At 60.5% G+C, this 26,042-nt stretch carries 24 protein-coding genes; 15 read left to right on the top strand and 9 right to left on the bottom strand.

Features of this window, described 5'->3' with window-relative positions:
* Window positions 1–325: 325 nt before the first annotated feature.
* From BSU04_RS03530 to BSU04_RS03555, 6 genes are all read left to right on the top strand, one after another.
* Window positions 326–2,026 carry a peptide ABC transporter substrate-binding protein gene (locus BSU04_RS03530; protein WP_089159290.1) on the top strand — a complete coding sequence of 567 codons (1,701 nt, stop codon included), beginning with the start codon at window positions 326–328 and terminating at the stop codon, window positions 2,024–2,026.
* Window positions 2,027–2,129: 103 nt separating this feature from the next.
* Window positions 2,130–3,050 (top strand): ABC transporter permease subunit, encoded by a 921-nt coding sequence (locus BSU04_RS03535; RefSeq protein ID WP_089159291.1) that lies wholly within the window; start codon window positions 2,130–2,132, stop codon window positions 3,048–3,050.
* 29 nt (window positions 3,051–3,079) lie between these two features.
* The gene (locus BSU04_RS03540) at window positions 3,080–3,982 is read left to right on the top strand and encodes an ABC transporter permease subunit (protein ID WP_179258190.1); all 903 of its coding nucleotides are present in this window, start codon (window positions 3,080–3,082) and stop codon (window positions 3,980–3,982) included.
* Between the two features lie 5 nt (window positions 3,983–3,987).
* Entirely contained in the window at window positions 3,988–4,986 is a 999-nt protein-coding gene (locus BSU04_RS03545) for an ABC transporter ATP-binding protein (protein WP_089159293.1), read from the top strand.
* The gene (gene oppF, locus BSU04_RS03550; RefSeq protein ID WP_089159294.1) at window positions 4,979–5,962 is read left to right on the top strand and encodes a murein tripeptide/oligopeptide ABC transporter ATP binding protein OppF; all 984 of its coding nucleotides are present in this window, start codon (window positions 4,979–4,981) and stop codon (window positions 5,960–5,962) included. Before BSU04_RS03545 ends, oppF begins: the two co-directional genes overlap by 8 nt.
* Window positions 5,963–6,337: 375 nt before the next feature.
* A complete protein-coding gene (locus tag BSU04_RS03555; protein WP_256982089.1) occupies window positions 6,338–7,678 on the top strand; it encodes an OprD family porin in 1,341 nt (446 codons plus the stop codon).
* A 213-nt stretch (window positions 7,679–7,891) separates the two neighbouring features.
* Here BSU04_RS03555 and BSU04_RS03560 read toward each other — a convergent pair whose 3' ends face one another.
* From BSU04_RS03560 to BSU04_RS03580, 5 genes are all read right to left on the bottom strand, one after another.
* On the bottom strand, window positions 7,892–8,791 hold the full coding sequence (locus BSU04_RS03560; protein WP_089159296.1) for an ABC transporter permease: 900 nt from the start codon (window positions 8,789–8,791) through the stop codon (window positions 7,892–7,894).
* A complete protein-coding gene (locus BSU04_RS03565; protein ID WP_089159297.1) occupies window positions 8,788–9,618 on the bottom strand; it encodes an ABC transporter ATP-binding protein in 831 nt (276 codons plus the stop codon). Before BSU04_RS03565 ends, BSU04_RS03560 begins: the two co-directional genes overlap by 4 nt.
* A 208-nt stretch (window positions 9,619–9,826) precedes the next feature.
* Window positions 9,827–10,900: an ABC transporter substrate-binding protein gene (locus BSU04_RS03570; protein ID WP_089159298.1), complete on the bottom strand. Its 1,074-nt coding sequence runs from the start codon at window positions 10,898–10,900 to the stop codon at window positions 9,827–9,829.
* Window positions 10,901–10,955: 55 nt separating this feature from the next.
* Window positions 10,956–11,831 carry a TauD/TfdA dioxygenase family protein gene (locus BSU04_RS03575; RefSeq protein ID WP_089159299.1) on the bottom strand — a complete coding sequence of 292 codons (876 nt, stop codon included), beginning with the start codon at window positions 11,829–11,831 and terminating at the stop codon, window positions 10,956–10,958.
* A gap of 211 nt (window positions 11,832–12,042) precedes the next feature.
* Window positions 12,043–12,729 carry an HD domain-containing protein gene (locus BSU04_RS03580; RefSeq protein ID WP_089159300.1) on the bottom strand — a complete coding sequence of 229 codons (687 nt, stop codon included), beginning with the start codon at window positions 12,727–12,729 and terminating at the stop codon, window positions 12,043–12,045.
* 283 nt (window positions 12,730–13,012) lie between these two features.
* Between BSU04_RS03580 and BSU04_RS03585 the strand changes: the two genes are divergently transcribed.
* Both BSU04_RS03585 and BSU04_RS03590 read left to right on the top strand, forming a co-directional pair.
* Window positions 13,013–13,984, top strand: coding sequence for a GlxA family transcriptional regulator (locus BSU04_RS03585; protein WP_089159421.1), 972 nt, complete (start codon window positions 13,013–13,015; stop codon window positions 13,982–13,984).
* A gap of 341 nt (window positions 13,985–14,325) precedes the next feature.
* On the top strand, window positions 14,326–14,766 hold the full coding sequence (locus BSU04_RS03590) for a hypothetical protein (RefSeq protein WP_089159301.1): 441 nt from the start codon (window positions 14,326–14,328) through the stop codon (window positions 14,764–14,766).
* Between the two features lie 21 nt (window positions 14,767–14,787).
* Here the strand turns inward: BSU04_RS03590 and BSU04_RS03595 are convergent, their stop codons facing one another.
* From BSU04_RS03595 to BSU04_RS03610, 4 genes are read right to left on the bottom strand one after another with little or no spacing between them, the layout of a single operon-like run.
* Window positions 14,788–15,567, bottom strand: a complete 780-nt coding sequence (locus tag BSU04_RS03595) for an amino acid ABC transporter ATP-binding protein (protein WP_089159302.1) — start codon at window positions 15,565–15,567, stop codon at window positions 14,788–14,790.
* Window positions 15,568–15,569: 2 nt separating this feature from the next.
* Window positions 15,570–16,235 (bottom strand): amino acid ABC transporter permease, encoded by a 666-nt coding sequence (locus BSU04_RS03600; RefSeq protein ID WP_089159303.1) that lies wholly within the window; start codon window positions 16,233–16,235, stop codon window positions 15,570–15,572.
* Window positions 16,236–16,267: 32 nt separating this feature from the next.
* On the bottom strand, window positions 16,268–17,014 hold the full coding sequence (locus BSU04_RS03605) for a transporter substrate-binding domain-containing protein (RefSeq protein ID WP_089159304.1): 747 nt from the start codon (window positions 17,012–17,014) through the stop codon (window positions 16,268–16,270).
* Between the two features lie 50 nt (window positions 17,015–17,064).
* Window positions 17,065–17,805, bottom strand: a complete 741-nt coding sequence (locus BSU04_RS03610; RefSeq protein ID WP_089159305.1) for an IclR family transcriptional regulator — start codon at window positions 17,803–17,805, stop codon at window positions 17,065–17,067.
* A 220-nt stretch (window positions 17,806–18,025) separates the two neighbouring features.
* Between BSU04_RS03610 and BSU04_RS03615 the strand changes: the two genes are divergently transcribed.
* The 7 genes from BSU04_RS03615 to BSU04_RS03645 all read left to right on the top strand — a co-directional run bounded on the left by BSU04_RS03615 (window position 18,026) and on the right by BSU04_RS03645 (window position 25,938).
* Window positions 18,026–18,922, top strand: a complete 897-nt coding sequence (locus BSU04_RS03615) for a LysR family transcriptional regulator (RefSeq protein ID WP_089159306.1) — start codon at window positions 18,026–18,028, stop codon at window positions 18,920–18,922.
* Window positions 18,923–19,026: 104 nt separating this feature from the next.
* Window positions 19,027–19,470, top strand: a complete 444-nt coding sequence (locus BSU04_RS03620; RefSeq protein ID WP_256982090.1) for a MarR family winged helix-turn-helix transcriptional regulator — start codon at window positions 19,027–19,029, stop codon at window positions 19,468–19,470.
* A gap of 62 nt (window positions 19,471–19,532) precedes the next feature.
* A complete protein-coding gene (locus BSU04_RS03625; protein ID WP_089159307.1) occupies window positions 19,533–20,633 on the top strand; it encodes an HlyD family secretion protein in 1,101 nt (366 codons plus the stop codon).
* On the top strand, window positions 20,630–22,204 hold the full coding sequence (locus tag BSU04_RS03630; protein WP_089159308.1) for a DHA2 family efflux MFS transporter permease subunit: 1,575 nt from the start codon (window positions 20,630–20,632) through the stop codon (window positions 22,202–22,204). Before BSU04_RS03625 ends, BSU04_RS03630 begins: the two co-directional genes overlap by 4 nt.
* A gap of 8 nt (window positions 22,205–22,212) precedes the next feature.
* On the top strand, window positions 22,213–23,616 hold the full coding sequence (locus tag BSU04_RS03635) for an efflux transporter outer membrane subunit (protein ID WP_089159309.1): 1,404 nt from the start codon (window positions 22,213–22,215) through the stop codon (window positions 23,614–23,616).
* Between the two features lie 76 nt (window positions 23,617–23,692).
* Complete coding sequence (locus BSU04_RS03640) at window positions 23,693–24,640, top strand: LysR family transcriptional regulator (RefSeq protein WP_089159310.1); 948 nt, start codon at window positions 23,693–23,695, stop codon at window positions 24,638–24,640.
* Between the two features lie 104 nt (window positions 24,641–24,744).
* Window positions 24,745–25,938 carry a CaiB/BaiF CoA transferase family protein gene (locus BSU04_RS03645; RefSeq protein WP_089159311.1) on the top strand — a complete coding sequence of 398 codons (1,194 nt, stop codon included), beginning with the start codon at window positions 24,745–24,747 and terminating at the stop codon, window positions 25,936–25,938.
* Window positions 25,939–26,042: the final 104 nt, after the last annotated feature.

Below are 26,042 nucleotides of genomic sequence, written 5' to 3' on the forward strand. Positions count from 1 at the left end.
ATTGCTCTGAAATACTCCCCGCGAACTCGCCTATGTCGCCGGTTCGTAGGACATGTGTAAAGATTTTTGAAGGTATTTGTTGGAGAAGGAGACGAATACGCGACAAGGGCAGGTACACAATGCCAACCTTGATCGGTAAATTCGAAAGCGAAATGTTAGGTGGGCTAAGATGCTGGCCGCTGTGCGTCTGCTTCGGCACGCGAACGGCGGTACATAGCAACAGATAGCCACACATAACGGCATGCATCGCCGCGTTGCACAGGGTCAAAAGCCCTTATGCTCCGCCGATCAGTGCTTGATGAACGCATAAAAAATAAGGATCCCCATGACGTTGTTTGCAGCTCTCGTAGCCCGTAGCACCCGCGTTGACGCGTTTTTTCGTCCGGGCGATGCTGTTCATCGCCGCGTTTCAAACAAGTGGCTTCCCGCCCTTGCAGCGAGTGTTTGCGTTGCAGCCGCAAGCAATGTTCATCTGGCTCATGCGGCTATCGTGCCGCCCGGCGTGCAGCTTGCGGCCAAGCAGGAACTGGTGCGCAACAACGCGTCCGAGGTCGAGACGCTCGATCCGAACCTGGCTGAGACCGTGCCGGCCAACAACGTCACGCGCGATCTGTTCGAAGGGCTGACCGCAACCGATGCCGACGGGACCGTTGTGCCGGGCGTGGCGGAAAAATGGGAGCAGAAGGATGCAACCACGTGGATCTTCCATCTGCGAAAGAATGCCAAATGGTCCAACGGCGAGCCGGTTGTCGCGAACGATTTCGTGTACGGCTGCCAGCGCCTGGTCGACCCGAAGATTGCTTCGCCGTATGCCAGTACGTTTGGCATCTTCTTGCTGAACGGCGCTGAAATCGTGGCGGGCAAGAAGTCACCGGACACGTTGGGCGTGCGCGCAATCGACCCGTACACAGTCGAGATCAAGACGCCGTATCCGGTGTCGTTCATCCCGGAACTGATGTCGAATACGAATCTGGGTCCGGTCAACAAGGCCGCCGTCGATAAGTACGGCCGCGACTGGACCAAACCCGGCAAGCTGGTGAGCAATGGCGCGTTCATGCTCAAGGACTGGCAGGTGAACAACAAGCTCGTGCTGGCACGCAATCCGCAATACTGGGATGCGGCCCACGTGCAGTTGTCGCAGGTGACATATCTGCCTGTCGAGAGCGAGACCTCGGACATCAAGCTGTTCCAGTCGGGCGACAACGACTGGGTGTATCAGTTGCCGTCCGGCATGTACCCGAAATACAAGCAGGAGTTCGCCGCCGACATGAAGATCGCGCCGATGCTGGGGCTGCGCTACTACTCGTTCAACAACAAGGATCCCCTGCTCAAGGACGTGCGCGTGCGCCAGGCGCTCTCCATGGTGATCGATCGCGACATCCTTGCGCAGCGGGTCACCGCGGACGGCCAGATCCCCGCGTACGGTGTCATTGTGAAGGGTGTGAAGGGCGCGGACGTGACGGCTTACGACTGGTCGACGTGGCCGATGGCCAAGCGCGTGGAAGAAGCGAAAAAGCTGCTCGCGCAAGCCGGCGTGAAGCCGGGCACGACGCTGCACTTCGCGACGAATACGAGCGACTATCACAAAAAAATGGCTATTTTTGCGGCCTCCGAATGGAAAACGAAGCTCGGTCTGGACACGCAGATCGACGCGATGGAGTTCAAGGTCCTGCTGAAGAAGCGTCATGCCGGCGACTACCAGATTGCACGCAATGGCTGGGTCGCAGACTATAACGACGCGACCACCTTCCTGCAGCTTGTGCAATGCGGTTCGGACCAGAACGACAGCGGCAATTGCAATCCCAAGGCCGACGCGCTTATCAAAGAAGCGAACGACAGCACGGACCAGGTTAAACGCACGCAGTTGCAAACCCAGGCCGCGAAGCTCGTGATGGACGACTATCCGATCCTGCCGCTGCTGCAATACACCACGGTCCGGCTGGTGAAAAGCTATGTGGGCGGGTATTCGCTGAAGAACCCGATGGACCGTTACCGCAGCAAGGACATGTATATCGTGGCGCACTGAGCGCGACGCAATAACCCGCAATAACCCGCACTATCATCCAGCAAACAGCAAGAGGCGGTTGCCGTGACGCGCTTTGTCGCGACGCCGCCAGGAGAGATGTCCCATGTGGTCTTATACGTTGAGGCGCGTGCTGTTGACGGTGCCTACGCTGCTGATTGTCATTACAGTATGCTATCTGCTGCTGCACGCTACCCCGGGCGGTCCGTTCGACGGTGAGCGCAAGGTGTCCGCCGAAGTGCTCGCCAATTTGCAGGCGAAATACCATCTCGGCGAGCCGCTGTGGAAGCAGTATCTGCTGTATCTCAACAGTCTCCTGCACGGCGACCTGGGCGCGTCGTTCCGATACGCCGACTGGAGCGTCAACGACCTCGTGCTGCGTGCGCTGCCGGTGTCCCTGACTATCGGCGGTGTATCCATGGTGCTCGCCATTGTGCTCGGCGTTGCGCTCGGTATCGTCGCGGCGCTGTATCGCAACAGCCCGGCGGATTATCTGCTGATGATCATCAGCAACGCGGGTAGCGCGTTTCCCTCGTTCGTGATCGGACCGGTTCTCATACTGGTGTTCGCAATCCTGCTGAAGTGGCTCCCGGCCGGCGGCTGGAACGGCTTTCATGTGCGATACATGGTGCTGCCCGTCGCGCTGCTGACCATCATCAACGTGTCGACCGTGGGACGCGTGACACGTGGCAGCCTGATCGAGGTGATGAACACCAACTACATCAGGACGGCCTACGCCAAGGGCTTGTCGCGCTGGACGGTCGTGATGCGCCATGCGCTGCGGCCGACCATGATTCCCGTGGTCTCGGTGATCGGTCCGCTCGCGATCGGCTCGATCACGGCAGCGGTCGTCACCGAATCCGTATTCTCGTTGCCGGGAGTCGGCAAGCTGATCGTGAACGGCGCGGCTAACCGCGACTACACGCTCGTGCTGGGACTGGTCGTGCTGGTGACGGTGGTCGCGGTACTGCTCAATCTGCTGGTCGACCTCGCGTATGCGTGGCTCGATCCGAAAATCCGCTACTGAAAAATGAGTCAACCAGCATGAGGTCCGCAATGAAACAAGGAACGCTCGTCCCCGCGCTCGAGAGCGTGCTGGCCATGCCGGTGGAAGGCCGCAGCCCCTGGCAGGACGCCCGCATGCGCTTTGCGCGCAACAAGGCCGCCGTGGCAAGTCTCGTGATCCTGCTGTTGATCACGCTGGCCTGCGCGATTGGCCCCATGCTGCTGCCGAACGCGTTCGATTCCACCGACTGGAACATGATGAGTTCCACGCCAACGTTTGCAAACTGGCATCTGTTCGGCACGGACGACACCGGCCGCGACCTGCTCGTGCGCTGCCTGGTGGGCGGCCGTGTCTCGCTGATGATCGGTGGGCTCGCCACGCTGACGTCGGTCACGCTCGGTATTGTGTGGGGTGCTATCGCGGGTTTCGTAGGCGGGCGCGTGGACAACGCGATGATGCGTATTGTCGACATGATGTATGCGATCCCGTACCTGTTGATCGCCATCCTGATGGTCACGCTGCTTGGCCGCGAGTTCTACCTCGTGGTGCTCACCATTACCGTGTTCTCCTGGATGGACATGGCGCGCGTCGTACGCGGCCAGACGCTTGCCATCCGGTCGAAGGAATACATTGAAGCAGCGCGCGCTATCGGCGTTTCTACCAGCGGCATCATCCTGCGCCACATTGTTCCGAACCTGCTCGGCATCGTGGCTATTTACACAACGGTTACGGTTCCTGGCGTTATTCTTACGGAGTCCGTTCTATCGTTTCTTGGACTCGGCGTTCAAGAGCCGATGACCAGTTGGGGCGTGCTGATTCAGGATGGCGTGGGTGTGATGGAAACGGCCCCCTGGATTCTCTTGTTCCCGGCGGCGTTGTTGTCGGTGACGCTGTATTGCATCAACTTTGTTGGCGACGGTCTGCGCGACGCGCTCGACCCGAAGGATCGGTAAGCACCATGTCACTGCTCAAGGTAAGTAATCTGGAAGTGGCCTTCGACTCGCCCGACGCCGTGGTCCGCGCAGTCAACGGCGTGAGTTTCGACCTGGAAGAAGGCAGCACGCTCGGCATCGTCGGCGAATCGGGATCGGGCAAGAGCCAGAGCGTGCTCGCCATGCTCGGGCTGCTCGCAACCAATGGCCGTGCAAAGGGCAGCGCGATCTATCAGGGCGAGAACCTGCTGAGCATGCCGGCGAAGAAGCTGAACCGCATTCGCGGCAATCGGCTTTCCATGATCTTCCAGGATCCCATGACGTCGCTGAATCCGTATCTGACAATTGAACGCCAGATGACGGAAGTGCTTGAACTGCACAAGAACATGACGAGGCGCGCTGCGAAGAAACGCTCGATCGAAATGCTGGAAGCGGTGCGCATTCCCGAAGCCGCACATCGTATCGATCAATACCCGCACGAACTGTCCGGTGGCATGCGCCAGCGCGTGATGATCGCAATGGCGCTGCTGTGCGAACCGCAAGTGCTGTTTGCCGACGAGCCAACCACCGCGCTCGACGTCACGGTCCAGGCGCAGATTCTTCAACTCCTGCGCAACCTGCAACACGACTTCGGCACGGCGATCGTGCTGATCACGCACGACCTCGGCGTGGTCGCCGGTCTATGCGAGCAAGTGATGGTCATGTACGGCGGCCGCGTGATGGAACAGTGCAACGCGGACAACCTGTTCGCCCGTCCTTCGCATCCCTATACCATCGGTTTGCTGCGCGCACTGCCGCGGCTCGATCAGAGCGACGCGCCGCTCGTCGGCATTCCCGGTAATCCGCCGAACATGGCGCATCCGCCGTCTGGTTGTCCGTTCCAGGAGCGCTGCATAGATGCAAGCCAGCGTTGCGCCGAGTCAGTGCCGCCGCTCGAATCGTTTGGCGGCGACACTACTTGGCTACGAGCCTGCAATCGCCCGGTCGAGCAGATGAAGTCGTTGCATGAGGTGGCCCATGTCTGAGCAAACCATCCTGTCCGTGCGCGACGTCCAGGTTCATTTCAACGTCAAGGCGAAGAGCAAGTTGCCGTGGGCGCGCTCGCGCACGCTGAAGGCTGTGGACGGCGTGAGTTTCGATCTGATGGCCGGCGAGACGCTCGGCGTGGTGGGCGAATCGGGATGCGGCAAGTCGACCTTGTCGCGTGCCATCCTCAATCTCATTCCTGCTACGCATGGCGAAATCGTGTGGATGGGCAAGGATCTCAGCGGCGCTACGACGAAGCAATGGCACAGTGTGCGGCGCGACATCCAGATGATTTTCCAGGACCCGCTGGCGTCCCTCGATCCGCGCATGACCGTGGGCCAGATCATTGCGGAACCTTTGCGTGAACATCGTCCGGGTATGTCGAAGGACGAAATGAACCAGCGGGTGCGCGCGATGATGGCCAAGGTCGGTCTGCGCGAGCAGATGATCAACCGCTACGCGCACGAATTTTCAGGCGGGCAATGCCAGCGTATCGGGATTGCGCGTGCGTTGATCGTGGAGCCGAAGCTGATTGTCTGCGACGAACCCGTGTCGGCCCTCGACGTTTCGATCCAGGCGCAGATTGTCAACCTGCTCAAGTCCTTGCAGCAGGAAATGAAGCTCGCGCTGATCTTCATTGCGCACGATCTGGCCGTCGTCAAGCATATCTCGGACCGAGTGATGGTGATGTACCTCGGCCACGTCATGGAGCTCGCCGACAAACATTCGCTCTACGCCCGTCCTCGGCATCCGTACACGCGCGCGTTGCTTTCCGCGGTACCGGTGCCGAATCCCGCTATCGAACGCACGAAGGTCGTGCAGATCCTGTCCAGCGACATTCCCAGTCCGATCAATCCCCCAACGGGTTGCGTCTTTCATACCCGTTGCCCGATAGCGGAGGCGCGTTGTTCGGTTGAAGTGCCGCCGCTGCGCACGCTTGAACATGGAGTTGCGGCAGCCTGCTTACTCGCCTGACATTCGCTTGGTTATCCGCCTTATTTAACTGCCGTTTCGACACCCCCTGGCAGGACTAAAGGTCCCCGTTCTTAACGGGGACCGGGGAGTCGTTCTTAACGGGGACCGGGGAGTCGTTTGGCCAATCGTGAAGTATCCGTAGTTCCTGTAGTTCCCGTAGTCCCCGTAGTCCCCGTAGTCCCTGCAGTCACAACCCTCCGGTGAGTCGTTCCGAGCCCGGCGTGAGCATTTTTGCACGCGCTGAATTTATATGAGAACGGCCATCGGCCCTCTTTACTCGCTGCCCATAAAGAATTAAGAGACAAGCACATGAAACAACAAAAGCATTCAATCGCTCTATCTCTAATTGTTTTCGCTGGTTTGATGAATCCGGCCATGTCCGCTTTCGCGGACGATGACGATGTTGAATCACGCCATACTGAGGCGCCTCCCAGTTCGCCGCCGAATTCGGAAGCCGACGCGCCGATCAGCAATCAGGCGAAGTCCAAGGGCTTTATTGAAGATTCACATTTCAATCTTTTATTTCGCAGTTATACCGAACACTTCGAGTCCGAAGGTATCAAAAAGAAAGACGCTTCGGTTCTCGGCAATCAGGCGGTATTTGAATCGGGGTATACGCGCGGATTATTCGGTGTTGGTTTTGACGCGTCGTTGTTCAGCGCATTCAAGTTGAACGGCGGGCAGGGCGCGGGAAACCGCGTGCATCTGAATCACGACGGGCAAAGCGGTCAGAATCAGCTTGCATGGACCTACCCGGGCGTGTGGGACGTGAAAGCGCGGGTATCGAATACAGTTGTTAAATATGGTCAGCAGTTATTCGATAGTCCCTTTCTCGTTCCTCACGATAACCGCGCATTGCCGCCAACCTACCGGGGTGTTTCCCTCGCGAGCGAAGAGATCAAGAACCTGACGCTCAAGGCGGGGAGCGTGGACGCAGTGCTGGCGCGCGGCCAGACCAGCGTCTCGTCGCTGTCGACCGAGTACGGCGGCACGCACTTCAGCCGCTTCACGTTCGCGGGCGGTGACTACACGCCTAATGACGATACGGCCGTGTCGTTATACGGAAGCCGTGCTGAAAATGTGTGGGATCAATACTATCTGTCGCTCTCGCGCAGCATTGGGGACCCGTCGCAGATCCGCTGGACGGGCGGCTTGACCTATTACTACACCCATGATGTGGGGCAGAGTCGCGAAGGCTCGATCAATAACCACGCGTATAGCTTGCAGTTCTCAGGCACGCACAACGCGCATACCGTAGCTGTCGGATTCCAGCAGATCGCCAGCAATCAGTTCTTCGATTATGTCGGCCAGTCCGCTGGTGATTATCTGGCGAATTCACTCGATGTCGACTACAACGCGCCGCACGAAAAATCATTGTCGCTCAGCTACACGGTCAACATGAGCGGGTACGGCGTTCCGGGTCTGAAAATGACGATGTGGACCGCGTATGGTTGGGGAGCGGATGCATCAGACATGGCGAATCGGTACGCCGATTCTTCAAGCGCCTTGCATGATCTCTACTGGAAGAATGGCGAGCCGGTTCATGGCACCCATTACGAGTTCGGCTTCATTCCGTCTTATACGTTTGGCTCGGGAAAGCTGAAGGGAGCCACGGCCAAGTTCTATTACATGCATCACCATGGCAGCAAGTACTACTCGGATTCCACCAGCGATGTTTATCGATTGATGGTGAATGTCCCGGTTAATGTATTTTGAAGCGTATTTTGAAGCGTGTTTTGAAGCGTGTTTGAAGATCTTTTGGAAAATTGACGGCCATTGGATGGTTGAAAGGAGGCGGTGAGCGGCGTGATGGGCGCGGCTCACCGGTAAGCAACTCCAGTCGACAAGGCGTGAGGTTCAACCACGCGTTCAGCCCGCCGGGTGCTCCCTGCGGGCCTTTTTTTGGCCACCAGTCGCGTGTCGGGCTCTCTAGCGCTGTACGCCCCAACGACGCACGGTAAGCCGTTCGAAGGTATCGAAGACGAGATGCTCGACGACCAGACCGATCACGATAACGGCCGCCAATCCCGCGAATACGCGATCCGTATAAAGCTCGTTACGGTTCTGAAAGATGTACCAGCCGAGGCCGCCATTTCCGGAGCTGGCGCCGAACACCAGTTCCGCCGCGATCAGCGTTCGCCATGCAAACGCCCAGCCCACACGAAGCCCGGCCAGGATCGAAGGCAAGGCTGCGGGAACGAGGATCAGCAGCACATGCCGAAGCCCCTTCAGCCCGTAGTTGCGGCCGGTCATGCGCAGCGTTTCCGGTACCGATTGAAAGCCGGAGTAGGTGTTCAACGCAAGCGGCCACAACACCGAATGCACGAGCACGAATAACAGGCTTCCAGTCCCCAGGCCGAACCACAGCAACGCGAGCGGTAGCAGCGCGATGGATGGCAAAGGATTGAACATGGCGGTCAGCATGGACAGCAGGTCGCGTCCAAAACGCGTGGACACGGCAAGCGACGTCAGCACGAACGCCAGCACCACGCCGAGCAGATAACCTCGCAACAGGACGGACAACGAGATCGCCGTTTTAGCGATCAGTTCCCCCGACCAGATACCTTGTACGAAGGCTGTCAATGTGTCGGTGAAGGTAGGCAACAGCAGGTCGTTGCCGACCGCACGCGCAGCCGCTTCCCATATCCCGATCAGCACCAGGGCGATCAACGCCTTGCGTAACCACGTCTGATTGGAAAGCCGCTTGCCGAACGGTAAGGGCGCCTCCACGGCGACATCCTGCAGCGGTTCGGGGGAACGTTCGTATTCTTCGCGAACCGGCGGCACGAGTGCGACAGGTTCGAACGAGGGGATAGTCGGCGTGCTCATTGAACGGCCTCCGTGTCTTCGAACAGCAGCCGATGAATGCGCGCAACGCTCTGCTGAAAGTCGGTGCGTCCCGCGCTGTCCTTGGTGAATTGATGGCTGTTCAACTCGGCGCGAACCCGGCCGGGATGCGGTGTCAGCAGCAAGATACGGTTGCCGACAATCAGCGCCTCCTCGATCGAGTGCGTGACGAACAGCAGCGTGAAACTCGCGTCGTCCCATAAGCGCAGCAGTTCTTCCTGCATCTTGCGGCGTGTGAGGGCGTCCAGCGCGGCGAACGGTTCGTCCATCAGCAGCACGCGGGGTTGCATCGCCAATGCGCGAGCGATCGCCACGCGCTGTTTCATGCCGCCGGAAAGCGTGTGCGGGTAAGCATCGGCAAAAGCGGTCAGGCCGACTTTATCGAGGAAATGCAGTGCTCGTTCGCGCGCTTCCGCGCGGCTCAGCTTCTTCCCGACGCGCAACGGAAACGCCACGTTTTGCAGCACGGTTTTCCACGGCGGCAACTGGTCGAATTCCTGGAACACGACAATTCGGTCCGTACCGGGACCGCGCACCGGTTTGTCGTCGATCCGGATCGACCCCGCGGTTGGTTCAATAAAGCCTGCCACCGCTTTCAGCAGCGTTGACTTGCCGCAACCGGACGGTCCGAGCAGCACGAAACGATCGCCGCCATAAACGTCGAAGCTGACCTCATGCGTGGCGCGCACGATGCGCTCGCGGGTGCGGTACTCGAGGCTGACGTTATCGACGGTGAGAAGCTTCGCGCTCGTCGCGGGAGAATCACTGCTTCCGGGCGGCGGATAAAGAACGGTGGGGTTGGCGGCCATGGCTGTGCATTCATGCATAAAACACGACCTTAGCGGGGCGTCGCGTGCGCGTGAACCAATCATTGCGCATATTCAAAACACGCCGACGCATAAGCGACGGTTTTGTCGTTCCAGTGCCGTGATCGTATGTTCAAGCGATGGTCGAAAAAACGCCCGCGGTGAACTACATCGCGGGCGTTGTCAAAACGAGGCCATGCAGCAGGCAGCTTCAGCTTCCGTTGCCGAGCGCCGGATCGGCGAAGAAATAGTCTTGCCATGATTTCGGTTCGTTCTTGATCGCGCCGACCCGGTACATGAACTGGGCGAGCCCAAGCGTATTTTGCGGCGTGATCTTGAACTGCGTGTCCGGGTTCTTGATGATCCCGATCAGCAGCTTGCGATCGATCCTGGCGTTGTTCACGCGGATATAGGTATCCGCAGCCGCTTCCGGATTCGCCGAGACGAAGCGCGCGGCATCCGCCATCGCAGCGATGAATGCACGATACGTCTTAGGATTGTTATCGTGGAATTTTTCAGTCGCGTAGAGCACGGTGGCCGAGCTGGGGCCGCCGAGGACATCGTAGGAATTCAGTACGATATGCGCTTTCGGATTGCCCGCCAGTTCCTGTTCCTGGAACGGCGGATTGCCGAAGTGCCCGGTGATCTCCGTTCCACCGGCAATGATCGCGGCGGCGGCATCCGGGTGCGGAACGGCTTGAGTCAGCTTGTCCAGGCGATCGTAGTCCTTGTCGCCCCAGCGCTTCGCCGCGGCGAACTGCAGCACGCGCGATTGCACGGACACCGATATGGCCGGCACCGCAATGCGGTCCTTCTCCGTGAAATCCGCGATGGTTTTCACGTTCGGATTATTCGATACGAGGTAGTACGGCAGGTTGCCGAGCGAGGCTACGCCCTTGACGTTCTGCTTGCCGTGCGTGCGGTCCCAGATTGTCATCAGCGGCCCCACGCCTGCGGCCGCAATGTCGATGGAACCGGACAGCAGTGCGTCGTTGATTGCGGCTCCTCCCGACAACTTCAGCCAATCCACCTTGATATCGACGCCTGCTTTCTTGCCTTCCTGTTCGATCAGTTTTTGGTCCCGCGCGACGTTCAGCAGCAGATACACCACACCAAACTGCTCCGCGATTCGGATGGTGCCCTCGGCGTGCGCGGGCGTGGCTGTAGCGATCGACGAGACGGCAACGGAGACCGAGATAAGGGCCGCAGTAAATGAGCGCAGCGACGAACGGGAACCCCCAGGTCCCCGCCGGGGGAGGGACGGAAGCGAGAACGAAAACGGCATCGAAAGTCCGAAGAAATGTTTTTAGAATTGAATTCGAAACAGGGCGTAGGGACGCTCAGAACGGCGTATCGCCTTCGATCGTCGTTCGGTACATCTTTCTGCGCAGGTGATCGGGGGTGCCCGCTGCGAGGTGCATGAGGGAGCGGTTGTCCCAGAACACGAGGTCGTGCTCGCGCCATACGTGCCGGTAGATATGCTCGTCGCGCACGCTGTGTTCGAAGAGGGCTTGCAGCAGGTCGCGGCTCTCGTCTTCCGGCAGGCCGATCACGCGCGTGGTGAAATGCTCGCTCACGAACAGTGCCTTGCGGCCGGTTTCCGGATGCGTGCGAATGATCGGATGAACGACCGGTTTTACCTCGGCGATTTGTTCAGCGGAGAGGTTGGGGCGCCACGGGCTGCGCTTTTGCAACTCGGCGTATTTCGCCAGATAGGTATGCTCGGCAGCGCGCCCCTCGACGGCGTCGCGGAGCGCTTGCGGCAAGGTATCCCATGCCAGATGCATGTTGGCGAACAGCGTGTCGCCGCCTTGCGCAGGCAATTCCTGCGCGTGCAGCAACGAACCGAGGCTCGGTGTTTCCTTGTACGACAGGTCTGAATGCCAGAAATGCCCGGCATCGCCGAGACCAATCGGCTTGCCGCCTTCCAGCACGTTGGAGACGATCAGGATCTCGGGGTGGCCGGTCAACTGGAACTGACGCAGCACGTGGATTTGCAGCGGACCGAAACGGCGGCTGAAGCTGATTTGCTGCTCGGGCGTGATGCGCTGGTCGCGGAATACCACGACGTGATGATCGAGGTGGGCGCGATGGATGCGCTTGAAATCTTCGTCGGCAAGCGGCTGGCTCAGGTCGAGACCTGTTACTTCAGCGCCCAACGGAGAGCGTTCGAACGGCGTGATCTCAATGGTCTGGTGTGGGGATAATGTCGTCACGCGGGACTCGTCAGTTCGATTCGGGGCGGGAATGCTTGAGTCGAAGCGGCGGTAATGCGCCAGGAAAGATACGCCGCAAAAACCCTGGTTAGACCCCGAATCTAAAATCCTCAGCGAACAAGGTCAACGAAGCAAATCCCATACGCTTATCTGTTTTAACGATAAACGGGCCGCTCCAGTGGAGGAGCGGCGATTCCGCTTCGCCGAATCATCAATGATTATGCGCCGGGTCGCTGCAGTGAGCGCAACTACCCGCACTGTCATTCCACGACGACCCGAGGATCAGGCTGCAGAAATTGAGGCGCTTGTAAGTGGGATCCTTGAGTGCGAGGACGTCGGCCTTCACGTTGCCGAAAGTGGTCTCCGGCTTCTTGATCGTGCCGTGAGCGAACGCATCGATGATCCCTTCCTTGAAATTCACCTCACGCGGATGCACGGTGATGACCTGTTTGCGTTGTGATTCGGTGAAATCGTCGTAAGCGAGTCCGAGCACGTCCATCTCCACGCCCGCCGTGACCAGCGCGACTACCGGTTTCTTGTGCTGCGTAATGCCTGGCGTGGTGTGCAATGCGATTGAATCCCAAACCTGTTCGATGTCGTGCTCGCCAATGCCGTAACCCTTGAGGAAGTCGCGTGCGGCGTTCGCACCGTCCACTTCGAAGCGCTCAGTCGTGCTGCTGTACGCATCGATCAAGCCCATGTCATGGAACATAGCCCCTATGTAGAGCAGCTCCGCGTCGTAGGCCAACTGACGCCGTTCGCCGGTCAGCGCGCCAAACAGGAACACGCGGCGCGAGTGGTTATACAGCAGGTCCGGCTCGGTATCGCGAACGAGTTCAGTCGCGGCGCGCGCCATGGCGCTGTCGGGAATGCGGATGCCGGCAATGGTAGTGGTCATGTTCAATGCTCCTTGGATGGTGGGCTTCTCCCCGATGCCGCGCTCGATGCCGCGAACACCTTGCTAAAATGCGCTGTTCGGAGCGGGTCATCGGGAGAAACGAAAGCGGGTGGACGACCAATTCAGTGTCGCCGCGCGCCGCCATGGCCGCAATGCATTGGGTCCGTCGAAGTCTGCCAACCGCACGGCGTCTCCTGCCAAGCGCGTAAAACGCGTGAAAAACAGCCCTTTCCATCGGACCAGAGTAAGCGCTGAAGCGCCAACGACACAGGAGCGTGAAGTCATGCGTAGCGTCGCCATCGCGATTTTTCCGCAAGTGCAGGCGCTCGATGTAGCGGGTCCACTCGATGTATTCGCCGAGGCGAACGGTTTCGTCGCGCCGGGCGCGGGGTACGCGATCACGCTGGTCAGCGTGGACAATGCGCCGGTGCGCGCGTCGAACGGCACGCGAATGCTGGCGGACACTACGTGCGAGGAGCCGCGGCAGCGTTACGATATCGCCCTCGTGGCGGGTGGTCCCGGGCTGCCTTCCGATCCCCCCGATCCGCGCCTGAGTACGTGGCTGCGCGACGTGGCTTCTCGTTGCGAGCGCTACGGTTCGATCTGCACTGGTGCGTTCGCGCTGGGTCATGCCGGTCTGATCGATGGCCGTCATGTCACAACGCACTGGCAAAATGCGCCGCAACTCGCACGGCAATTTCCGCTGGCTCAGGTCGAGCTCGACCGTATTCATATTCGCGACGGCAACCTGGTGACATCGGCGGGCGTGACGGCGGGTATCGACGTTGCCCTTTCGCTTGTTGCCGAAGATCACGGCCCGCGTATTGCGCTCGCTGTCGCCAAGCGTCTGGTGGTATTTGCGCAGCGCCGCGGCGGCCAGTCGCAATTCAGCCCGTATCTGAGTGCGCCTGCCGATGAGACGTCGCCCGCGGCCAAAGTGCAGGCATACGTGATGGAGCATATTGGCGAGCGCATGACGGTTGAAAAGCTGGCGCAGATCGCAGGCATGAGCGAGCGCAATTTTGCGCGCGGGTTCGTCGAGGCGACCGGCGTGACACCGCATGATTTCGTGGAGCGCGCGCGTATTGATGCAGCGCGCAACGTGTTGGAAAGCAGTACGACGCCGTTGAAAACGATCGCGTATGAGTGCGGTTTCGGCACGGCGGACCGCATGCGAATCGTGTTCCGGCAACGGCTGGGGGTGTCGCCGAATGATTACCGTCTGAGCTTTCAGAAACTCGGGGCGGACGCTTGACGATGGTCGATGAGCTGAAGCTGTGGTTGGGTGCACGAACGGTCGTGACCCGCTTGGCGATGTGGGATTCGACGATGGCAAAACCCGAGCGATAAAGCACGCGGGCGTTTGCGTTGGTGCTTACCGTATGCTGGACCACTTCATGCTCATGGAAGAGACGAGCGGCCTTCTTTTCTCGTCGAGAAAGCGTCTCTCATCGGGCCGAAGTCATCGCCAGTTCGGGTCGTGGTGCTCGAAACGCTCTCGCCCGGTTCCATGCACGCGGATTGGTATGACACGGCCGATGATGAATGAACCGGCTTCGCTGCTAGCAGCCTGAATCAATGAATCTGGAGATTTGAATGAAAGATGCTTATGAACGACGTGCACTATTGCTGCATCTGGGCGATGTGCTGGAGGCACTGTCGTGCTTGTCGCGTAGCGGTCAGCTCTACGCCACGCTCGGTGACGCAATTGCGCGTGAGGACTCGCTTACCAGCTTTACATGGCTCGGATATCTCGATGCCGCCATGACCCCGCAACGGGTGAACGAGCGCGCGACCGCTGCATTTTTCCTCTGGCCGAAAACCCTGCTCGATGAAGACCTGAACCGGTCATTGCTGGCGTCGACGGTGCAGCACGATCTCTTCGCTGGCAACGCCAAGGGGTGGGAGCGCTATGTAGCGGAGCGCAGAAACGACGTGGCATGGTTCGCGGAAGGATTGCCGGTGCCGTCACTCGAAGCCAAGCCGGAATCGCGTTTTAGCCGCTGGCCTTATCCGGCAGACAGCGGAGCATCCTAAGTGCCTAGATAGGCTTCTTGCTCATACTGCCTGTTCGCGCGACAAGACGGCTTGCAGAAAGCTGCGCGTGCGGGCTTCGCGCGGCGCCCCAAAAATCTGTGCTGGCGGCCCTGCCTCGATCACGCTGCCGTGGTCCATCACTACGACCGTATCCGCCACATCGCGTGCAAAATTCATCTCGTGCGTGACGATCAGCATGGTCATGCCTTCGCTCGCCAGCGCCTGCATGACCTGCAGCACTTCACCGACCAACTCGGGATCGAGCGCGGACGTGGGTTCGTCGAAGAGCATGACTTGCGGGCGCATCGCAAGCGCCCGTGCAATCGCTACGCGTTGCTTCTGGCCACCGGATAAAGTGCCCGGATAAACGTCTGCTTTATGACCGAGCCCGACTTTCGCCAGAAGGGCACGCGCTTGGGCGTCGGCTTCCGCCGCGCTCACGCGGGCCAGCGAGCGCGGCGCGAGCGTGACGTTCTGCAGCACGGTCAGATGCGGAAACAAGTTAAACGATTGAAATACCATGCCCACATCCTTGCGGATGCGGTTAAGGCCGTTCTCATCGATCATCCGGCCGTTGTCCACAAGCGCATGGCCACAGATCCGGACCGTGCCTTCTTCGGCCGTTTCCAGTCCATTCAGGCAGCGCAGGAAGGTGCTCTTGCCCGAGCCGCTGGGTCCGATCACCACGATCACCTGAGACGGCTGGACGTCGATATCGATACCGCTCAACACGCGGTTGGGTCCGAACGACTTCGCCAGTTGCCTGACTGAAACAATGGGTTCATTCACGTTATTGCTCATGGTCAGACTCTCCCGTCTGCACGCAGCGATTTTTCTGTCTTGCGCAACACCAGCGACGTCGCGCTCGTCAGGATCAGGTAGATGAACGCGATCACGATGTACACCTCCAGCGACCGGTACGACACGCTAATGATCTTCTCGCCTTCGTGCATCAGGTCGTTGATCGTCAGCAGGGAGACCAGCGCCGAGTTCTTGATCAACGCGATGAACTCGTTGCCGAGCGGCGGAATCATGCGTACGAACGCTTGCGGCAGGATCACCTTGCGCATGGCCATTCGATAAGGCATCCCAAGTGATCGCGCGGCTTCCATCTGGCCACGATCCACTGATTGAATCGACCCTCGCACGATCTCCGACACATACGCGCCGCTATAAACGCCGAGCCCGAGTACGCCGCACGCAAATGCGGGCAGCATGATGCCGAACTGCGGCAGGCCGAAAAACAGGATGAAAAGCTGTACGAGCAAGGGCGTGCCGCGTATGAACGTGAGATAGGCGGTGCAGATGCCAAAGACCACGCGGCGCTGCGGCGCGAGCCTGCCGATTCCCACCAACAGGCCCAGCACGCAGCCGAGTACGAGGGAACAGGCCGTGACTTCGATAGTCGTCGCAGCGCCGGTCGCGAGTGCTTCCCAGCCTGCCCATACGGGCGAAAAATCGAGCGTCATCGGTTACTCCTTTAAGGGCCGCCGCGTTACTGTTACTGCTTGCCGAACCACTTCGTCGCGAGCGCGTCGTACGTGCCGTTTGCGCGCAGTGTCTGGAGCGCCTTGTTCATATCGGCAGTCAATGCGGTTTCGTCTTTGCGCAGCGCGAAGCCGTACAGTTCCGTGCTCAGTCCCTTGTCGAGTACACGCACGTTAGGCTGTACCTTTGCGTACTCCACGGCAGCGGGGCGGCCGGTGACCGCAGCATCGGCGCGGCCGATGTTCACCAGGTCGAACATCTCCTGGTTCTTTTCAACTTCCACGCGCTGCACCTTCGGATAGTTATCTTTCAGGAAGGCGACCGATTTCGTGCCGACCTGCACGGTCACTTTCTTGCCGTCGAGATCGGCGGGCGTCTTGATCGACGTGTCGTTCTTGCGCACCACTACAACGAGGCCGCCCTTGTAGTACGGATCGGTGAAGTCGACGACCTTGCGGCGTTCGTCCGTCATGTAGATGCCCGACGCGGCGACGTCGAAGCGATTCGCGATCAGCCCCGGAATCAGCCCTTTGAAGTCGATGTCCACCCATTGCACTTTCTTGCCCATGGTCTTGGCCATGGCTTCGATCAACTCGATATCGAAGCCCGTGCGCTTGCCGTCCTTGACGAATTCGAGCGGGGGAAAGGTCGCGTCGGTCGCTACGCGGAGGGTGTCATCGGCGGCGTGGGCGGCAGGTGCGGCGGCCACGATAACGACAACAGCGAGCGCGAGGGCGGAAAGTGCCTGGGTCAGTTTCATGCTGGTTTCCTTGGGTAGCGTGGACCACGCAAAATTAGAAATGAGGCGGCTCAAAGCTTGTAGCTGATGCGATCTGCCGCAGCGCGCGTGAGCTGCGCCAGTTCGGCTTCACGTCCTGCAATGCGCGCAACTGGCGCCATCAAGGTGATGGTTCCTTCCAGTCGTCCTGCATCCGATATAAGCGGTGCGCTCACGCCCCATACGCCTATATCGACTTCGCTCTCGCTCGTTGCAAATCGCCGGCGGCGAATCTCCTCCAGTTGCACACGTAGCGCGACGGCACTTTCAGCGTCGTCGTGTGCGCTGCCGGCGATCAGGAGATCGGCCTTGGCTTGGGGCAGGAACGCGAGCAGGGCTTTCGCCGAGGCGCCGCGCGTCAGTGGGTGCGTGCGGCCACGGGCGAACGAGCAGCGCAGCGGCTGCTCGCTTTCAATCATTGAGAGGCACACGAGCGCGTCGTTGATCGGGACGAGCAAGCCGACACTCTCGCCGGTCCGCTGCACGAGCGCCCTGATTTCGTCGCGGCTTTGGATGACGAGCTGCGCGTTCTGGTCGAAACCCCAGGCGAGTTGCACGCTGGACGGACCCGGTTCGAACAGCCCGGTATTGGCATGCTCCTGCAAGAGTCCCCACTGCTTGAGCGAGCCCAGCAGCCGATACACCGTAGACAAAGGCGCACCAATATCCGCTGCGATCTGCTTGGCGCCGATCGGTCGTCCTGCTCGGGCGACGCTGGTCAGCGCGTGGAGGACGCGATCGATGACGGAGGAAGATTCGGCCGGTTGCTTCATGGCGAAAGTCTCTCTCGCCAATTCTCAAAAAAAGAAATCAATTCTTACTGGATGAGAAAATGGCCTGACAAAGCCGGTTTTCTCGCCGGCGTGGCATCAGCACTGAGTGATGACCGGCAAAAAAGTCCGGCTTGCAGGAGAATTCGGGCGTCGTGCGACGCAATTGCCTGCCTTTAAAGCCCACTAAAGCTAACCGCGCCGCACCCTCGAGGACTGGGACATGGACTATCTGACAAGCCTCAAAGTGTTTCGCGCGGTCGTGGAGGCAAAAAGTTTCACGCGCGCCGCTGATCTACTTGGCGTGTCGCCCCCGGTCGTGTCGCGCGCCATCGCCACGCTCGAGAAGCGGCTGGGCAACCGGCTCTTTCACCGGACTACACGCCACATCTCGCTGACCGAGACCGCCGAGCAATTTTTCGCGGGCTGCTCACGCGTGCTGGATGAGCTCGACGCGCTGGAAGCGCAGGCGTCGGATCGCACCAGTGATCCGACCGGCATGCTGCGGCTGGTGGCCCACACGACTGCAACGGTCAACCGGCTGGTCCCGCTGATCGCCACTTTCCGTCGCCGATACCCGCTGATCGGACTCGATGTCACGCTGACCGAGCGTCCGGTGGACCTGGTGGCGGACGGTTACGACCTCGGTGTCGTGTTGCCCTTCATGCTCACCAGCGACACGACCGTCACACGCCTGCTCGAGCGCATTCCGCTCGTCATTGTGGTGACGCCTGGGTATCTGGAAGGCAAGCCGCGGCCGGTGCATCCGTGCGCGCTCGCCGGACTTGAATTCGTCGCCATGCATGCGTCGATTCGCAAGCCCATGCTGACGTTCCGGCTGGATGGCGGTGAACAGATCACGGTACCGCTGAAGGCCGACGTGACATCGAACAACGCGGTGTTCAACCGCGAACTAGTGCTGGAAGGCTTCGGCCTGGGCGTGCTGCCCGCGGCGCTGGTACGCGACGAACTGGCGTCCGGCAAGCTGGTGTCGCTGCTTGATGACTTCGAGATCGTCGACGGCGCGATTGAAATCCGGCTGGCGTATAGCAGCCGCACATTGCTGCCAGCCAAGGTCGGGGCGTTCATTGAACATGCCGCCGAATTCTTCGAAGCCTGAGCCAGGCGGTCAAGCTTTCATTTTCATTTCGTATCGGTCCCCTTTCGATTGTTGACGGATTCGTCATTAATCTGATGTGCAAGACGACGGTTGACCGCGTGCATATGCACACATACTCTGTGCACATGCACACAGACCCTCCAGGACACGACGACTGTTTTGCGGTTCGCCAGGCAGCGCGGCACATTTCGCAGCTATACGAGCGGCATTTGTCGGCGGTCCAGATCACGCCGACGCAATTCAGCGTTGTCTCCGCGCTTGCGCGCATGCCGGACATGACGATGGCGGAACTCGCGCAGGCGATGGTGATGGAGCGCACGACGCTGGTCCGGGTGCTGCAGCCGTTGCTGCGCAGTGGGCTCGTCATGGCGAAGCTGGGCGGACCTTGCCAGCGGCGTTTGCAGTTGACGCTGACCGAAGGCGGCCAGACCAAGCTCGCCGACGCGCTGCGGCACTGGCAGGCAGCACAAGAGGAATTCGAGGCGAAGTTCGGTCGCCGGCAGGCGGCAAGTCTGCGGCGCGAACTGTTCCGCTTGACCAGCGAATGAACTGTGCCACTCAGCGTCAATGCCCGCATGAACCATTCGACGCAACCAAATAGGACCCACCAATGACCACTCCCTCCACGCAGCTTCCGTCCACCGCCGCACCCACGGCCGAGCGTGGAGCGCGGCGGTCTTTTCGACTTGGCTGGATGCCGCTCGCGATCATCGCAGTGGTGATCGTGATCGCTGCTGCGGCGACGTATTGGTTCACCGTCCTGCGTTTCGTTCAAAGCACGGACGACGCTTACGTCGGTGGCAACGTGACGGTGATGGCGCCGAAGGTGAACGGTTTCGTTACCGAACTGCTGGTCTCCGACAACCAGCGCGTGAAGGCGAACCAAGTGCTGATCCGGCTTGATTCACGTGACTACGACGCGAGGCTCGCACAAGCCAATGCCGACGTGCAAGGCGCACGTGCCGCCGTCGCGGAGCTCGAAGCGAAGCAGCAGCTGCAGGCCGCCGTGATCAACCAAAGCCAGGCGGAGGTACGGGCGTCGGCGGCGGAAGTCACGCGCAGTGCGTCTGATCAGGTGCGTTACCGGCAACTCGTCAAGGACGAGGCGGTATCGAACCAGGTGGTCGAGCGCGCCGACGCGGATTACCTGAAGGCCCGCGCCACACTCGATAACAGCAACGCAGCGGCGCTTGCCTCGCAGCGCCAGCTCGCCGTGCTTGCCGCACAGATAGATGACGCCCGTGCGCGTGTCGCAACCGCTGAAGCATTGCGGCGCATAGCCGAACTGAACGTGGAGTACACGACCATCCGTGCGCCGGTGGACGGGTACGTCGGCAACCGGACGGCGCGCGTGGGCATGCTCGCGAACACGGGGGCGTCGCTGCTGACCATCGTGCCCACTGACGGCTTGTGGATAGACGCAAACTTCAAGGAAGACCAGCTCAAGAAGATGCATGTGGGCGAGCGCGTGGACGTTGAGCTCGACGCCGCCAGCGGAACCTTCCAAGGTCATGTGGAAAGCCTGGCGCCCGCGACCGGTGCGACCTTTAGCGTATTGCCGCCTGAGAACGCGACCGGCAACTTCACCAAGATCGTGCAACGCGTACCGGTGCGAATTCACCTCGACCTGCCAAAGGACATGCAGAACGTGCTGCGCGCAGGCCTCTCGGCGACCGTGAAGGTGCACCTCGACAGCGCGAGCCGTTCATGAGCCCGGCCGTTGCGTTGAACCCCGCCGACCAGCCCACGAAGCAGCGTGTTTTCGCGTTCGCGCTGATGTGCCTGGGCTTCTTCATGGCGACCCTGGACATCCAGATCGTGGCGTCGTCGCTCAGGGAAATCGGCGGCGGTTTGTCGGCAAGCCAGGACGAACTTTCGTGGGTGCAGACCTCGTATCTGATCGCGGAAATCCTCGTGATCCCGATGTCCGGCTGGCTTTCCAAAGTGTTCTCCACGCGCTGGCTGTTCGTGGCTTCTGCGATCGGTTTCACCCTCACGAGCATGCTGTGCGGCCTCGCGTGGGACATCAATTCGATGATCATTTTCCGCGGCCTGCAAGGTGCGCTCGGCGCAGCGATGATCCCGACCGTCTTCACCACGGCATTCGTGCTGTTTCCCGGCAAGCAGCGGTTGATTGCATCGACGACGATCGGCGCGCTCGCTTCGCTAGCCCCTGCAATTGGTCCGGTGATCGGCGGATGGATCACGTCGCAATGGTCATGGCACTGGCTGTTCTATCTGAACCTCGTGCCGGGGCTGGTGGTCGCGATCCTGGTCCCGAAGTTCGTGCATATCGACGAACCCGATTTGTCGCTATTGAAGAAGGGCGATTATCTGGGCATCGCGCTGATGTCGGGGTTCCTCGGCTGCCTTGAATACGTGCTCGAAGAGGGCCCGCGCAAGAACTGGTTCGGCGACGACGTGATCATCACCTGCACGTGGATCTCCGCTATCTGCGGCTTCCTGTTTCTCGTGCACGCGTTCACTGCGAAAGATCCCGTTGTCGATCTGCGCGCGCTCGCGGTCAGGAACTTTGCGATCGGCTGTTTGCTGTCGTTCGTGACGGGCATCGGCATCTTCGTCGCGGTGTTTCTCACGCCGCTGTTCCTCAGCCGCGTGCGTGAACTGGATTCGCTGCAGATCGGGATTGCGTTGTTGTCGGTGGGCGTGTTTCAGTTGCTTGCGCTCGCCGCGTATGCATTCGTTTCCCGTCTGGTCGACATGCGCTGGTGTTTGCTCTTTGGCCTCGTGTGTTTTGGTCTTGGCTGCTACTTCTATGTGCCGCTCACGAACGACTGGGGCTGGCAGCAACTGCTGTTGCCGCAGGCGCTGCGAGGGATCGGCCAGCAGTTCGCGGTGCCGCCTATTGTGACCATGGCGCTTGGGTCGCTTCCGCAATCGCGCCTCAAGTCGGCGAGCGGCCTGTTCAACCTGATGCGTAATCTCGGCGGCGCAATCGGCATTGCGGTCAGCGCAACCATGCTCAACGACCGGCTGAATTTTCACTATCTGCGCATCAGTGAAAGCGTCACGACGGGCAGTCCGGAGACGGAAGCGTTCTTGTCGAGGCAGTTCGCGCACTGGGGATCGGTGGCCGGAGATGCGCTGAACGCGACCAACGCGGGCCTTGCCAACCTGCACGCGCTGGTGTTTCGCGAGGCGCTGGTGATGACCTTCTCCGACACCTTCTACGTACTTGCGCTGTGCTTCGCTGTCGGCATAGTCAGCGTGATTTTTGTGCGGCCTATTGGCGCCGCGCCGCCTTCTCCTGACGCTCATTGAGGTCGACCATGTATAAGATTTTCTTGGCACTGGCAGCGAGCATGACGCTCGCCGCGTGCGCCGTGCAACCCGCGAGCCATGCGGATTTACCATCGACTGTACAGTCGATAGCGCCCCCGAACTGGAGCGTCGACGCGCCGCAAGACAACCTGGATGCCGACGCGTGGTGGCAGCAATTCGGCGACCCGGTGCTGCATGAACTGGTGAGCTCGGTTCTGAGCGAGAACCTGGATGTTCAAGCTGCACTGGAGCGGGTGAAGCAGGCGCAGGCTGTGACCACGCAGCGTCGCGCGGCGCTTCTGCCGGAACTCGATGCGACTGCCACCGCCGCCGATACGCGCCAGAACACGCCGCCGCCGCTGGGCTATGTTCGTCAAGCAGGTTTTGGCGTAACGCTCGGCTGGACGCCTGATGTGTTTGGCGGCGAGCGTCTTGAGTTGCTGGCGGCACAAGCGCAATTGACGGGCCGTCAACATGATGTCGATGCGCTGCGTCTGGCGCTCGCGGCAAATACGGCATCGGCGTATGTGGATCTGCGCTGGGCGCAAAGCGAACAGAAGATCCTGCAGGACAATATCGTCATCCGGGAACGTGCGCTGCGCCTGACGCAAGAGCGCATGCAATACGGGCTCTCGCCGCGCCTTGACGTTACCCGTGCACAGAACCAGTTGAGCGAGTTGCAGGCGCGTTTGCCGCATGCCGACGCCACCGTTCAGCATCAGCTAAGCCTGATCGCGGTGTACTCGGGGCGCACGCCCGAATCCGTCGATACCCTCGTGCTCGCCACACCCGGGACCATCCCGACGCCCTCGAACGCGGTGCCCCAGATGCTGCCCTCGGAGGCGTTGCTGCGCCGCCCTGATGTCCGCAGCGCCTACGCCGAGCTCACGCAACGCGCAGCGGAAGTGGGCGTCGCGCAAGCGGACCGCTACCCGAAGTTCTCGCTGCAACTGACCGACGGTTTGCTGGCTTCGTCGTATCTTGGCTTGCCCACGCTCACCGACAACCTCTTCAGCGCCGCGCTCAATGCGACCAGTCCTATCTTCAATGCCGGGCGCATCACGGCGGGCATTGAGCAGAGCCAAAGCCGTATGCGCGAGTCCGACTTGCGTCTCCGGCAGACCATGCTGCAGGCGTTGAAAGATGTGGAGGACACGCGCACCGATCTTGTCAGCACCTCAGAGCAGGCTGACCGCCTGAAGGACGCATTGCAATCCTCCGATCAGTCGCTGCGCCTCTCTACGCGACTTTATAAGGGCGGTGCGAGCGGTTTCCTCGATGTACTCGCGGCGCAGGAAGCGTATTTGCAGGATTCGGATGCGCTGAACCAGGCGAGGCGTGAACACGCGCTGGCAGCGGTCGCGTTGTACCGTTCGCTCGGCGGCGGCTGGAGCGAAGCAAAGCAGGAGTGACAAAGCAGGCGTAATGCGTGGCGCGTGCCTCGGGTAACATCGGGCATCTTTTGTGTTCATTTGCCTAACCACCCGCATGGCACTCAAAAACCTGCTGAGACGGCTTGACCTGACCACCCTGCAACTCTTCCTCGCGGTCTACGAGGAGGGCACGCTCACCCGTGCGGCCGAGCGCGAGGCGATCGCTGTATCGGCCGCGAGCAAGCGGCTGCTCGAACTCGAACAGGCCGTGGGTGCAACGCTGTTTGTGCGCCGGGCACGGGGCATGGAGCTCACGCCAGCCGGCGAAACCCTGTTGCATCACGCACGCCGCGTATTGCGCGATGTCGAGAACATCGGGATCGAGTTGGCCGAGCACGCGACCGGTGTGCGCGGTTATGTCCGCATGATGGCCAACCTCTCGGCCATCGTCGAATTCCTTCCCGAAGACCTGCGGGCATTCTTCTCGATGAACGAGCGCATCAAACTCGACCTCGAGGAGCGTCCGAGCAGCGGCGTGGTGCAAGGCATCGCCGACAGCCTCGCCGACGTCGGCATCTGCTCAGGCGAAGCCGATACGCGCGGCCTCGATGTCTCGCACTACCGGCACGACTTGCTGGTCGTGGTGGTGCCCGAGGATCATGCACTCGCGGGCCGCGAGCAGGTCACGTTCGTCGAAACGCTCGATAGCGACTATGTCGGCCTGCATGCGGCCAGTTCCATCAACCTGCGCACGCAAATGGCCGCACGTCAGGCGGGTAAACCATTGCGGCTGCGGATCCAGGTGCCGGGGTTTGATGGCGTCTGCCGCATGGTGCAGGCAGGGTTAGGCATCAGCGTGCTGCCGCTGAAAGTCTTCAACACCGTTGGCCGTCCGCTCGGGCTCTCAGCCGTCACGCTTAACGAACCCTGGAGCCAGCGCGATCTGATCGTCGTGGTACGCGACATAGCCGCACTCCCGCCGGTCAGCCGGATGCTGTTCGATCATCTGCTTGCCGTGGAGCACGTAGAGTACGAAGCGCACGAAGCGCAGAAGGGGGGCTGAGCGTTCGCCGTTCGCGAACGGTCATTGGCGAAATGCGGTTGGACGGGGCGCCTTGGCGGCTCCTAAGCTGTCTTCCAGGTTACGCTTTTCGGGAGACATGCATCATGGCTGGACCGCTCGCAGGCATTCGTGTCATTGAAATCGGCACTCTTATAGCAGCGCCGTTCGCCGCCCGCATGCTCGGGGAGTTCGGTGCCGACGTCATCAAGATTGAAGCGCCGGAGAACGGCGACCCGCTTCGAAAATGGCGAAAGCTGCACGAGGGTACGTCGCTCTGGTGGTATCTGCAGTCGCGCAACAAGAAGTCCGTATGCGTGAACCTGAAGTCACCGGACGGTGTCGACGTCGTCAAGCGTCTCGCTGCGCACGCCGACGTCGTCATTGAAAACCTCCGTCCCGGTGCGCTCGAAAAACTCGGCCTTGGCTGGGACGTGCTGCACGCCATCAATCCCAAACTCACGATGGTCCGCATCTCCGGATACGGGCAGTCGGGACCGTATCGCGATCGTCCGGGCTTCGGCGCGATCGGCGAGGCCATGGGCGGCATTCGCTATACAACCGGCGAAGTCGATGGCGCACCGGCACGCGTGGGCGTGTCTCTCGGCGACTCGCTGGCTTCGCTGCACGGCGTGATCGGCGCGCTGATGTCGATCCTGCGCGTGAAGACCGGGCAGGGTGAGGGCCAAGTCGTGGATGTATCGCTCGTGGAAAGCGTCTTCAACCTGATGGAAAGCCTGATCCCCGAATACGACTTGCTCGGGCACGTGCGCGAGCGCAGCGGCGGTGCGTTGCCTGGTATCGCACCGTCGAATACGTATCGCACCAAAGACGGCTCATTTGTGGTGATCGCGGGCAACAGCGATCCGATCTTCAAGCGCCTGATGCACGTGATCGGCCGCACCGATCTCGCCGATGACCCCGCGCTCGCCCGCAACGACGGCCGCGCCGCACAAAGCGCACGGCTGGATGAAGCGATCACCGCGTGGACCAAGCGTCATTCGATTGACGACGTGCTCGCCGCGCTCGAAGCAGCACAAGTGCCGTCCGGCAGGATCTATTCCGTGGCCGACATTGTTGCGGACCCGCATTATCAGGCGCGTGACATGTTGCTTGACGCTGCGTTGCCCGGCGGGGTGTCGGTGAAGATGCCCGGCATTGTGCCCAAGCTCTCCGACACCCCCGGCGAGGTCCGTTGGCAGGGGCCGGCGCTTGGTGAACATACGGACTCCGTACTGTCTGATCTCGGATTCAATGCGAGCGATGTCGTGCGGCTACGCAGCGAGGGCGCCGTGCAATAGGTGGCAATAGGTGGCAATAGGCTGCAACCAGCGGCACCGCATCTACCCGCAGGACCTTTCCCTCAACATCACCAGAACACATATGACCGGACGGCCTTAAGGCC

This window comes from Caballeronia sordidicola (assembly GCF_002220365.1).
GTDB classification, from domain to species: domain Bacteria; phylum Pseudomonadota; class Gammaproteobacteria; order Burkholderiales; family Burkholderiaceae; genus Caballeronia; species Caballeronia sordidicola_C.